Here is a 12387-nt window from a genome sequence, read left to right as displayed (position 1 = left end):
CTCAAGATATAGAATTTGACTGAGGCTTGCTGCGTAACTTGAAGAAGGTGTTAGCCAAGAGCATCATCCCTGTGTTTGGCAGAGGACTAGAATCTGATTGAGGAAGATTGGCGGACATGGATTCCCTCCGTAGCAAGTCATCCTCATTCTTGGGATATTTTAGAAACAGAGGATCAATTATTTGCTCGGATTTTGCGGGTGAAATTCCCGTGTCATGAGGCAAATAGACCTTATGGAAATGGCGATATTCGCCAGTATTGACTAAATATTCCCACCCGTGCTTTTTTTGTAAAAGGTTATAAAATCCTGAAGCGGTTATATAAAAAAATAAATTGGCTAAAGGGTTATACCCTTCTTCCGCAGTAAGGAGCGATTTTCCAAAATCTATATGCCAAATCTTATTTTGGCGATCGGGAAAGACTACTTCTAATTGATAGATAACTTGCCAATGTTGGTGTTCTACAAATGTAGTACTTAAATGTTCTTGAATGAAATCTACTAAATGCGTAGTAACTTCATGAGAAACTGCTTTCTGTAAAGTCTCTAAGGAATACCCCAAAGGATTAGGATCGTGAAGATCTTTGTGGAAATTGACGGGGGTAAAGGCAATAGTTTCTCGATCATCTACTATCATTCGGGCGTAGGAACAAGCCGATGATTTATGTTGAAAACCCCGATCAGCATCTAGTTCGGCGATATCCCCTGGATCTAGGCTACAAACCTGCGCTTCTGGCAATACAGTCACCATATCTTGGCAAAAACGTTCACGGGTCTGCGGAAAAGCCATCTGATTTTGCCAAGCTCCAGAATTTATGTACTTCCATCCTTGAGCGCCAGGAATGATAATTTGAGGGGCAACTAAGCTGATCAGACGATATAGATGATTGTAAACATCGAAGGGGAAACCTAATCCCTGATTAGTCTGATATTTAGCTTCCGTTCCCACATTCCAAGGGGTCAAAAATATATCAATGTTAGGAAAATATTGTTTAACCTGTTCAATTGTGGCAGGTGCAAAGAAAGTGTCTACAGCATTCCAAAATACGCCACTAGGGTCAGCAAAAACCATCCCAAATTCAGGTACTCGCACCTCCGATCGCGTAGTCATCATGGTTGTATCCCCCATCTTTACCTTCTGAAATTCTTTGAGTGGATAGATATGCTTATATCCAAGATTTTGTAAGCATTCAATCAAGAGTTTGTCTGGGGGGATGAGGACATCTATATGCTTAGGGAGATAGGCAAGAGAACGAATATCAAAGTGATCGGTATGTCTATGGGAGATCACTAAAAAATCGTAGGCGGGAAATAAATCAGGAAAGATTTCTCTTTGAGGACAAGAGGCATTGGTTCCATCACAAAAGGGGTCCCAAAGTAAAGGATCCATCAAGATTTTACAGTCTTGTGTCTCAACCAATAGGGATGCGTGACCTAGGAAATTAATTTTCATAGCTGTAAACCACCTTGCCGAAGCGATCGGGAGAATTATACATACGGTCAAAGAAAGGCGCGACATCTCTGCCCTTGTAAACACTATCCACCACTACAGGCAAATTTCCTTGAGCATAGTCTTCTACTGCTTGAGCTAAATCTGAAGTAAGTCCAATACAATTACCAATAATTGAAAGATTATAAATCATCGCTGTGTATAAAAGATGTTGAGGACTTAAGCCTATATTGGGCGATTGAGTTCCCGTCAGATCTGTAAATTGATCATAAAGCCCACAGGTTATATATTTAGCTTCTGGTTTCATCACTGGCAGCATTTTGGCAATGTGCAAATCAAAAAAAGGATCGATGATGCCATGGAATCCGCCTTTTGTTTCCTCAAGAATGGATTTAGCTGTTTCAGGATCGATCCAAGGCTCAGAGTTTGGTCGGATTTGCACCACTCGATCAACACCAATAGACTGAATTTTGTCCACCAATTTACCAGAACTTGTCAGCGCGTAAACCCGAATTCCCATCTTATGACGATATTTTTGCAGAGCATGGAGTACAAATAAAGATGTATTTGATTTCGCGGCGGTGACTAAAATGTTTTGTTCTGGCTGAATCTGCAATTTGCGGATCATGCTGTAACTGGTTTGTCCACCAATACTAAAGGAAGCTGCCACATGATCAGGCATGATTGAAGGGATTTTCATTAATTTGGCTTGATGGAGAATCCGAAACTCTTTGGAAGCATGGTTAGTGGGGACTCCTGGTGGTAAACCCAACACGCCAGAGTCAGGATAGCAATTATTGCCGATGACGCGATCGCCTGGCTTTAAATCAGTTACATTGCTTCCTACTGAGAGTATTACCCCGACAAATTCTGATCCTATGGCATTAAAGCGATTGGCAGAGCTGCTAGTTGCAGTATTGAGAATGAGTCGTTTGTCTCGATAGTTGCAGGAAAAGGCTTTGACTTGGAATAGAACATGATTACTTAGGGCAGGATCTTTGCTGGCAAAGGTAATATCTTTAGTATGGATAATCCCACAGTTAACCTTAATACCTTCAATTTCAAGATGATCGACAAAACTATCTGCCGACATGATTTTTTCAACTTTGGATCCGCAGATCGAAACTGTTTTCATACTAAAATTTTTTAAAACGCGGCTGTTACATAATGTGAAACTAAGAACCTAAGTTTGTTCTTGCAGCTTCAGCTTGCTAATAAACTTGTCGATAACTATAACATCACCACTATTTTCTCATGACACCGTGTAGTTTATTCTTGATCAATATTTGCTTAGACTTTTATGTTCTTATCTCAACCAGATTACCAGCCATCTTTAGCACTTCAGCAACTGGCATTCAACACCTATTCTTTGACAGAGCGGCTTGCTCTTTCCAATATACCTATCCAAGATTTAAATCAAGACTTAGGTGATATTGCCAGACAAAGATTGCAAACATGGCAGAAAATAGCAGCCAAAAATGATCTCATCAAATTCAGTCATCGGCTCCTATGGTCAGGGCTTAATCAGGATCGGGTTTTAGCGGCGTTAGCAGGTGGTGAACCTACGGAACAATGCAAAGTCCCTATTTCTGATTGGTTAATTTGTTTGCAATCAGTGTTAAATATCGCCAACAATTACTCTCCAAAATCATCGCCAAAAACTCTTCAAAATCAATGTTTCAAGTCTGAATCTCCTATTCCCTTTGAGTCTGTATATGTTCCTTTTCTTGCGGTAGCGGAGAATAATCTCCAATTTTTGAATTGCCTAGCCCCTGAAGCAAAGAATCATCTTCTCAGAAGTCTACTGGAAAATCTAGCAAAAATAGGAACTCCTACTTTAATGGGGGAATTTGAAACATTTAGGGGCAACAATAATAGCTTGCGAGATTTTCTGCTCATGCATATCACCCATAAGCAAAGGCAAAAGTTTCAAAGCTTCTTGGAATTATTATTTGAGGATGGATTATGGGGGCTGTTTCAAAAATATCCAGTGTTGGCAAAACTCCTCTCCCTTGCGGTCATCTTTTGGTGTAAGTCAATCTCAGAATTTCAATCCCGACTCGAACAAGACTGGAAAGAAATTGAAAAGTGTTTCAGTCCTCATCAATCTTTAACTCAAGTAGTAGACTGCCAGTGTAACTTATCAGATTCGCATAACGGAGGGCGATCGGTTTTAATAATTACCTTTGATACAGGACTTAAAATTGTTTATAAACCTCGGAACTTGGCTATAGATTGTGCGTTCAATAAGATTTTGGATTGGTGTAATCAACAACCCTCTCTTTTACATCTACTTCCAATCACGATCTTGAATCGAGAAGATTATGGTTGGATGGAATTCATTCCTAATAGACCTTGTAAAGACAACTCATCTATTGAACGGTTCTATGAGCGTTGTGGGATGCTTTTAGCACTTTTATATCTACTTGAAGGTACAGACTGTCATCAGGAAAATCTGATCGCCAGTGGGGAGTATCCTGTCTTTATAGATGGGGAAACCTTGTTTCATCATCACATTAAAACGAGATCTAAAACAGATCATACTGCTTTAGAGAATGCCTCCCAGATTTTACAGGATTCAGTCTTGAGAACCTTTTTGTTGCCACAATGGGGAATACTTCCAAATGATACTTTGACTGTGGATATTAGTGGACTCGGAGGTGAAACCCAGTCCTATGAAACCCCAGTTTGGAAACATATTAATACCGATGGTATGCGCTTAGAAACAGCTCAAACTAAGGTTGTACAAGAGAACGCACCGACTTTACTCGGTAAAACAATAGATATGTCATCTTACCAATTGGAAGTAACTAAGGGCTTTCAAAAGATGTATCTTGTTTTACTGAATCAGAAGGAATTTCTTTTGAGTAAAGATAGTCATTTACAAGCCTTTGCACAAATTAAAGTTCGATTTGTATTTCGGAACACTCAAACCTACTATGCCATCTTGCAAAATTCCTACAATCCCAAATACATGAAAAATGGAGTCGATCGCAGTATCGCTCTTGAAAGTCTCAGTCGAGCTTTTCTTACTTCTGATGAACGCCCCATTTATTGGTCAATTCTTGAAGCTGAGATCCAATCCTTGGAACAAATGGATATTCCTTTCTTTTCTACGGTTACAAATGATACTCACATTTATTCGCCTAATGGAATTACTGATACAGGGACTTTTAGTCAATCTAGCTTTTTGACAGTTCAAAATAACATTGAATTACTAAGTAAAGAAAAACTACAAACTCAACTTGTGATTATTGAGGGAGCATTACAAGCGCGCTATCGTCAAGAACCTTCTCTTCCTACCACACCCATACTCCTCGAAGCTCAAAATACAGATTATGCCAAGATTAACAGAAACAAAGCCTTGCTTGAAACTGCGATCATTTTAGGGGAAACTTTAATATCTAAGGGAATTACTGGAAGTGATTCTGGACTTGCTTGGTTCGGGCTTACCTATAAACCCACAATTTCACGGTTTCGCTGGCAAGTTCTAGGGGTGGGTTTTTGGGATGGGAACATAGGTATTGCTCTATTTTTTGCATCTCTAGCAAAAATCACTGGAGAATCGCAATGGTATGAATATACGCAGCAAGTTCTGTCTCCATTGCAAGAGACCTTTTCAAGCTTAAATTCTCTCCAACAACGCCGATTTGGTACTGATATCGGCATTGCTAATCTAGGTTCAATGATTTATGGTCTGGAAACAATCAGCAAGCTATTGGGTAGTCAAAACTTTGCATCAACTTCCCAAAAAATATTAGAATGCATTACTCCTGAACTCATTAAAGGCGATATATATTTCACGGTGTTAAACGGATCGGCTGGTGGGATTTTAGGGTTACTAGCTCTCTCTGAATGTTCTCCTTTAGCTTTAGAATTAGCTAGAAAATGTGGGAATCACCTCGTTGGTCAAAAAGGAGATGGTGACAAAACACCTAAACCCATAGGTTTCTCTAGTGGAATGGCAGGAATAGCCTACAGTCTATTGCAGCTTTATAAAGCTACAGGAGATGAAATATACATGGAAACTGCAAAGGCAGCAATTACCTATGAACGTCTTTCTTTTGATCGCCAATCAGGAATTTGGAATGATTTTCGTACCAATCCTCCTAGGAATTCAATGAGTTGGGCAAATGGAGCGACTGGAATTGGATTGGCAAGATTGGGAGGACTTTCTGAGTTAGACACACCAGACATCCGAGAAGAAATTGATCATGTTTTACAAGCCATTAAACAGTACTCAATTTGGGGCGAGGATGATTTAATGTGGGGCAATTGTGGGCGTATTGAAACTCTATTGTTTGCCGCAAATACCTTAAACGACCCAGACCTATTAGCGCTGGCAAAATCATGGGGGCATACCATACAAGAATCCCATCAGTTATTAGTTCAACATGAAAACCTCAGCATTAATCCTTCTCTTTTACATGGGATCTCTGGAATTGGTTATACGATCTTGCGGCTCATCCATCCCGACTTACTTCCTTGTATATTGCTATTGCAATCAGGATCAGCTCTGTAACACTTTATTGACATCAAAATGTTGCAGAGCTAAAATATTTATGCAAATAAACAATGTATTTAATGAGTCTTAGCACACAATAAAATTGATCGTTGCTAACCTCAAAAATACTAGTTTTTTTATTATTAATTTGTTATTAAATAGTCTAAAATATTTAAAAATTATTTTCTATATACAACATTGTTCTTAACAATAGTTTTAGATAGAAACTAGTTATTTGAATTTTTGCCAGTTTAGTCAAAATACACATGGAGATCTAAAGATGAGCGCAACTGCAGTTCAAGAATTTCTTGAAAAAGTACAATCTGATGAGAGCCTTGCCCAAGAGCTAGTCAAGGCTTTAGAAGCAGAAAATGATCGGGAATCTGTCACAGCATTAGCTACTTCCAAAGGTTACGATATTACTTCTGAAGAGCTATGGACTGAAGTGAAAAAGCGTCAGGAAGAATTGAATCAGCGCCAAGATGCAGGGGAACTTTCTGATGAAGAATTAGAAGCTGTTGCTGGTGGTGAGTTTATTGTAGGCTCGATTGTTATCAGCATTCTTACTGGTGCTGCGGCAGGATATCTTGTCAATCAGATTCCACCAATTAAGTGGTAGTTTAGTTCACTAAGTTTTTGATGTTAGTAGTAAGGATAGGTGGTGCTTTGTGTTGTCTATCCTTACTATATGAGTCCAAGATCAGTTCTTACGGTTGTTTATGGCAGACATTATTTCTTTCATGAAAGGTTCTCAATTACAAGCCTTAACTTCTTCTGATCGCTTATGTTACGCTGTTCAACCATTCATTCAAGAAATTCTAAATCAAGTTGTAATCCTCAAAGATTTAGGCGAAGCTATTCTGCGATCGGCAGCCAAGCATGAGAAAATTGTTGCCAAATTATTTGATTTACAGGAAAACGATCCTATTAATTCTTTTAGTCTAAAGGAAAAATTTTTATTCCCCGATCGCAATTATTGGCAGATCCTTAATTTTAGCAACGGGAGATTTCCAGATTTTTTGAACAAGAGGGGGGCGCTCGCTATACAGGATCGAGAATTTGTGCACCAATTACACCATTTTCTCTATCTTTGTGGACAGTCTCGATTTACTTATCAAGAGATTTCAAGCCAGATTAGTGATCAAATGCAGCCGATCCTAGAAGCATTTTTACAGTCGTGGGTACTGCAACAGAAACCATTTTTACCATTAGAATCTCAGATAATCGAGCCTGGAGTCTATCGCTTACAACATGCTGCGCTACTTTATCGCAGCCAAACCACAGGTATTCTGGTTGATCCCCATCTGCATTCTAATTATGGCGTTCCCAATCTAAATGCCGATATCTCACGGGCGATGCTAGAAGGATTAGTCGATGGAATTCTCATCTCCCATAGTCATTATGATCACTGGCATTATCCCACTCTGATGCAATTTTCTCCTGATATTCCGATCGTTGTGCCGAGAGTTCCACGTGGGTCAATTACCTGTGAAGATATGGCAGCACAATTACGAGATATTGGTTTTACAAATGTTTATGATGTTCCTTGGAATAGCGATCCAATCAAGATTGGGGACATTGATGTTCATGTGTTGCCATTTTATGGAGAACAAGTTCTTGTTCCCGAACATCCTCAACCCGTTCATTCAGACCTAAAAAATTGGGGAAATACTTATCTGATCGAAACTGATTCCTATCGGTCGTGGTTTTTGATTGATGCAGGAATAGAGCCAGAGCATTCTATATTGGACGTTGCTGACGAAGTATATGATCGCTTTGGTGCGATCGATTGGGTAGTAAGCAATTTCCAACCACTTTCCTACAATTCCATTGGCGTAGATATTACCTCTTGGGGATTAGATATTGTCTCGAATTTGCTTAGTAACCCGCCAATTTTGGGAGTAACCTCTCAGTCACAAGGTGAATATACAGCCACCTTAGGTCCAAAGGGAGTTGCGGAAGTATGTGCAAAAGTCAAAGCTAAAGCTTGCCTGCCCTATGCGGATAGTTGGGCTGATTTAGGGAATCTTACGGTACATGATCAAATTTTGATCCCACAGGTACAATCCTATTTGCAGCAGTTAGGATGTCAAACTATTGTCCACCCTTGGGCTATAGGTAACGGATTGACCCCAGCTGGTTTGAAGAAAGGATTTGCATTTAACTTACCGCAATGAATAATACTATTGACGTTCTTCAATCTATATCTATCCTTCCGTATAAGTCTCCACGTAAGGAAACTGTTCGATGTTACGCTCGCAGGTTTAATTGTTTCCCCGTAGATGAACTTACGCAGCTTGCCCAGAAAATTCTTGACTCGCCCTATCTGGGAACTAGTCAACTTAGTGATGGGTTTGCTAGTACTCAAGGATTTTCCGTAATATTTAGAAAAGAAGGTATTCCCACAGTTATTGAACATTTTCCTGAATTATCTACCTATCTCAATACTGCTCTTAAATCATTGTGCAATGCTTTCTATCTGAATATTTTAATATTGACTGAAGGTTCTTGTGTTACTGAGCATATAGATTGTAGTATTTGTGAGTATTTTCAAGAATTAGTAAGTCCTCGATTAGTAAGCGTTTTATATGTGCAAGTGCCTGAAGATATGCAAGGTGGACAGTTAGTGCTTTCTTTAGACTCTGAAGAGATAGCGATCATCAAACCACAAGAAAATATGCTGCTACATTTTTTGGGTTCCCTCACCCATCGAGTTCAATCCGTTCAAGCTAGTCAACCGAGAATTAGTATTGTCTGTGAACAATATCATCTCGAAGAAGAATGGTTGGTTCAAGTCCCTCTTTTTGCGATCAAGTCGGGGGCTTTATGATTAAATCCAGCAATTCTCTTGCAGAAATATTATGTCTGATCGAACCTGCGGTTGTTCCTAAATTGATGACAGTCAGTAACTGGAAAACGATTGATCGGATTGCCCAAATATTACCTAATGCGCTTTCGTCTTTTTTTGGTTTTGAATATCGTTTAGGGGATGCCCTTGCCGAAGTTGACTTTCTGCTCTGTGTTGCTGCCGATGAAGCTGGGAAAAAATTACTTGGCGATCGCACCTATCCAATATCCTTACCTGAGTCAGTTACACAAGAACCGATTTGGCAAAGAATCCAAACTTTTGCGAGGGAATGGAATACAAGTAATTCTGCGATCGCTAAGGAGGTGTTTAATATTTGGCTAGAATTTGATACTCCAGATTGTTTTGCCAATGGTCAGATCCCTATCCCTAGTTTTTTTCTGGGGGCAAGTGATATTTACAGATGTGACTCTCTAGAGGATCAGAAAAAGCGCCGTGCTTGGCTCGCAGAAGAAGTTTTACCTTTGTTATTGGGGCAATCCTTGCCGATCGCAAACCAAGAATGGCTTTATCACTGTTTTCAGGAGCTACCTCAAGGCGCTTATGTGTTTCAAATAGGATTAATGTTAGCTCGCAAAGTGGAGACGATACGTTTATGTATTCGCAATATTTCTCCTCTCCAAATTGGTTCCTATTTGTCTGCTATCTCTTGGAAAGGTAATATTGAGCAATTGACTCAGTTTCTGCATTTACTCTCTCCCCTAGTGGATCGGATTGACCTTGATATTGATGTTGATTTTTCTACACAATCAAAGATTGGATTGGAGTGCTATTTTTATCAACAGCCTTCTCTAGAACCGAAATGGGTTCCTTTTTTTGATTTTTTAGAGGAGCGATCGCTTTGTCTGCCAGAAAACCGTGAGGCTATATTTTCCTATCCAGGCTATTTACGGGAAAGAGCTAATCAGGATCAATGGCCAGATGGCTTACAGCGCTTAACCCAGATCTTAGGATCTAAAAATGAAGGCATATTGTTTCGGGGCATTCATCACGTAAAAGTCACCTACGAAAACGATGCTCCCCAAGAAGCAAAGTCCTATCTTTACGTAACCCGTAAGATTTTAAATCATCAAGAAATTAGACAATCTATGCAGAGTCCTAAAAACTTTGTCGAAATAGAGAACTTTCTCACGGAATCTGAGCAAGAAGAGCTATGGCAATTCACTAAAAGTCACAACAAAGGTTTTGTGTTAAGTGATGTCTATAACCAGAAACTGCCTGTCAGCGATCGCCAATATCATCGACATTCTTTGATCCTTGATCAACCCTTTACCCTTGCTCCATTGATCGTAGAAAAAGTGCGTCAAGTTATTCCCCAAGTCTTAGCTGCCCTACAGAGCCAAGAATTCCCAATTGGTCTTATTGAAGCTCAACTTACGGCTCATAACGATGGTGAATACTTCAAACTGCATAATGACAATGGCGTTGAGGCTCTAGCCAGTCGTATATTGACATTTGTTTATTACTTTCATCAGCAACCCAAAGCTTTTACGGGCGGCGAGTTGCGTATTTACGAGGGCAAATTTGAAGGTGAAGAAGGCAAAAAATTTGTGCCAAAAGGCTATCACGTTGTTGTTCCTAAAAATAACTGCATTATCTTTTTCCCAAGTCAGCTTATGCATGAAGTTACTCAAGTTCAATGTCCATCCCAAAGTTTTTTGGATGGTCGCTTTACCGTGAATGGATGGATTCACGATGCATCAAAAACAAAGGAGGTGTCTGATGAAAATCTCTAGTATCCTTGATTCGCTGCCTCAGTCTCTGGAATGGATGGTGTTATTTAACCTTGAAAAAGTGAGACCGCTCGCAGGAGATGAAGTAACTCGTGCGATGTTTTACTTGCCTGAAACCATCGATCTCAATCATTTTAGTCATGTCGTGCTGACTAGCGCTGGGAGGTTAGTGGCAACTACTTCCGAAAATTCTTTAGTTGATCCATACTTAGGAAATATCTGTGAACCACCACCACAGGGGGAAACTTTAGGTGATCAATTTGCCGATCGCTTATCTTTATTTGCGATCGATGAAGCAGATTGTATAGGCTTAGGTGAAATTGAAGGATTCTCTCCAGTGCTACTTCATCTAGTTTTCCAAGATCATGAAGGTCACGCCACGGCAATTTTTGATCACCCTCCTGATCGTCAACACTACGAATTATTACGTGCTGTGGGAGTACGTTTTATTGATGGGAAATCCCAAGATGGTTACTATTTAGCTCAATTCCGTAATCGATTACCGATTCATATTCATGCGGGGATTTTGTCCCATTTTGAGCGCACGGGGAACTGTAATCTATTTTTCTTACAACATGGCAAAATTGATTCACCTTTAGAGCAAGGGCTGTTAGAAGCAGGTTCGCGCCGCATTACTTGGGGCAAGAATCAGGCAATCGCTTGGCTGCTAAAAGTGACAGATGAGGCTTTGCAAAGTCCGTTATCGATGACCTGTGTCCCCCCTACTCCAGAACAACCATTTCCCTATGGAGATCTGGTTCCTTTGGGATTTGTGCTGCGATCGCTTCGGGATACAGAAATGACAGATGCTTATACAAAGCTGTCTGCCTACATAATCAGTCAACAACAAGAATCTCTATGGGCTTTTCATCAGAAACGATTAATCACTGCTACGGACTCGGCTTTAGTCATGCAAGGTCTAACTGGAGATTTATCAGCAACCTATGCAGCCCTAGAATGCTTTAGTGATGGGCAAGGTTACTACCCTCAATTGTGGGCTGAATCATCCCAACCCCATCGAATGGTCAAAGATCCAAGTTGCGCCCATTGGTGTCAAACTGATTTTGCTACAACGGCAATGATTCGGGCGCTCCAGCTATCAAATGGAATAGAACCAAAAGTTCCTATTACCTATTTGACAGATAGAATTGCCGATCGCAGTGGCTTGTATTTTGCGAATCCCTATTTGGTAGATTACTATTTAGCCCTTGCTTTGCAAGAAGATACCCCCGAAAGTCAATTAGCTCGTCAGAAACTCTTAGAAGAAGTCCTAAGCAGTCGCAATAAAGATTTTAGTTTTGGATATTTTGATATTCCTCTTTCTACGGCTTTAGCAATTTTGACAATGGCAGCTTTAGGTTTTAGAGGACGCACGATGAGAGCTTCTCAATTAAGACTTCTAGACTTTTTAGAAGCTTTAGGCAGTTTCCCTGCGTCAGTTCCATTTTACTCTTCGCTTCGTCTTGATACCGATGGACAATCAGAGTTTAAGTTAAAAATGCTGCAACTGAATCTATTTGCTAATCCCAGCCAGCGATCGCAAGTACAGCAAATTGGCGAAGATTACCATAGTATTTCTTTGTATGTGGATAGCCATAAAATGATTTCTACTGCTTTAGCTTGTTCTGCACTCCATACCCCCTGTAATCCAGAAATATATGATATTGATACGCTACCCCCAAGAAATTCTCATCCACGCTATCGTTGTCGGGATCAGATCGGCTACATCACCAAGTTTGCCCTTTGCCCCTATTTGAAGTATGACAACGATTCCTTCATTTAATAGACATAAGTCCGAAATCTCATCTCTGGTAAGTCTTTGATAATCAGCCGTCGT

General features: G+C 40.0%; 8 protein-coding genes. 6 read left to right on the top strand and 2 right to left on the bottom strand.

Annotation, left to right across the window (positions count from 1 at the left end; translation table 11 throughout):
* Position 1: 1 nt before the first annotated feature.
* Together CQ839_RS00245 and CQ839_RS00240 are read right to left on the bottom strand one after the other, a co-directional pair.
* Entirely contained in the window at positions 2–1450 is a 1449-nt protein-coding gene (locus CQ839_RS00245; RefSeq protein ID WP_103666283.1) for an MBL fold metallo-hydrolase, read from the bottom strand.
* Positions 1440–2540: a zinc-binding alcohol dehydrogenase family protein gene (locus CQ839_RS00240; protein WP_219817698.1), complete on the bottom strand. Its 1101-nt coding sequence runs from the start codon at positions 2538–2540 to the stop codon at positions 1440–1442. The genes CQ839_RS00245 and CQ839_RS00240 overlap by 11 nt, the downstream gene beginning before the upstream one ends.
* Positions 2541–2747: 207 nt before the next feature.
* Between CQ839_RS00240 and CQ839_RS00235 the strand changes: the two genes are divergently transcribed.
* The 6 genes from CQ839_RS00235 (at position 2748) to CQ839_RS00210 (ending at position 12333) form a co-directional block, all read left to right on the top strand.
* The gene (locus CQ839_RS00235) at positions 2748–5969 is read left to right on the top strand and encodes a type 2 lanthipeptide synthetase LanM family protein (protein ID WP_103666281.1); all 3222 of its coding nucleotides are present in this window, start codon (positions 2748–2750) and stop codon (positions 5967–5969) included.
* A 262-nt stretch (positions 5970–6231) separates the two neighbouring features.
* Positions 6232–6570: a Nif11-like leader peptide family RiPP precursor gene (locus CQ839_RS00230; RefSeq protein ID WP_103666280.1), complete on the top strand. Its 339-nt coding sequence runs from the start codon at positions 6232–6234 to the stop codon at positions 6568–6570.
* 100 nt (positions 6571–6670) lie between these two features.
* Positions 6671–8128 carry an MBL fold metallo-hydrolase gene (locus CQ839_RS00225; protein WP_103666279.1) on the top strand — a complete coding sequence of 486 codons (1458 nt, stop codon included), beginning with the start codon at positions 6671–6673 and terminating at the stop codon, positions 8126–8128.
* The gene (locus CQ839_RS00220; RefSeq protein WP_103666278.1) at positions 8125–8781 is read left to right on the top strand and encodes a 2OG-Fe(II) oxygenase; all 657 of its coding nucleotides are present in this window, start codon (positions 8125–8127) and stop codon (positions 8779–8781) included. The genes CQ839_RS00225 and CQ839_RS00220 overlap by 4 nt, the downstream gene beginning before the upstream one ends.
* On the top strand, positions 8778–10553 hold the full coding sequence (locus CQ839_RS00215) for a 2OG-Fe(II) oxygenase (RefSeq protein ID WP_181016036.1): 1776 nt from the start codon (positions 8778–8780) through the stop codon (positions 10551–10553). The genes CQ839_RS00220 and CQ839_RS00215 overlap by 4 nt, the downstream gene beginning before the upstream one ends.
* A complete protein-coding gene (locus CQ839_RS00210; RefSeq protein WP_103666276.1) occupies positions 10540–12333 on the top strand; it encodes a hypothetical protein in 1794 nt (597 codons plus the stop codon). The genes CQ839_RS00215 and CQ839_RS00210 overlap by 14 nt, the downstream gene beginning before the upstream one ends.
* Positions 12334–12387: the final 54 nt, after the last annotated feature.

It is taken from the genome of Pseudanabaena sp. BC1403 (assembly GCF_002914585.1).
Classification (GTDB): Bacteria; Cyanobacteriota; Cyanobacteriia; order Pseudanabaenales; family Pseudanabaenaceae; genus Pseudanabaena.
Note: the sequence above shows the minus strand (reverse complement) of the source record. Positions and strands in the feature narration are given on the sequence as shown.

What these genes read in the sequence shown, in the direction of transcription:
- CQ839_RS00245 (WP_103666283.1), bottom strand. Translation starts at nt 1,450, where the DNA reads ATGAAAATTAATTTCCTAGGTCACGCATCCCTATTGGTTGAGACACAA.
- CQ839_RS00240 (WP_219817698.1), bottom strand. Translation starts at nt 2,540, where the DNA reads ATGTCGGCAGATAGTTTTGTCGATCATCTTGAAATTGAAGGTATTAAG.
- CQ839_RS00235 (WP_103666281.1), top strand. Translation starts at nt 2,748, where the DNA reads ATGTTCTTATCTCAACCAGATTACCAGCCATCTTTAGCACTTCAGCAA.
- CQ839_RS00230 (WP_103666280.1), top strand. Translation starts at nt 6,232, where the DNA reads ATGAGCGCAACTGCAGTTCAAGAATTTCTTGAAAAAGTACAATCTGAT.
- CQ839_RS00225 (WP_103666279.1), top strand. Translation starts at nt 6,671, where the DNA reads ATGGCAGACATTATTTCTTTCATGAAAGGTTCTCAATTACAAGCCTTA.
- CQ839_RS00220 (WP_103666278.1), top strand. Translation starts at nt 8,125, where the DNA reads ATGAATAATACTATTGACGTTCTTCAATCTATATCTATCCTTCCGTAT.
- CQ839_RS00215 (WP_181016036.1), top strand. Translation starts at nt 8,778, where the DNA reads ATGATTAAATCCAGCAATTCTCTTGCAGAAATATTATGTCTGATCGAA.
- CQ839_RS00210 (WP_103666276.1), top strand. Translation starts at nt 10,540, where the DNA reads ATGAAAATCTCTAGTATCCTTGATTCGCTGCCTCAGTCTCTGGAATGG.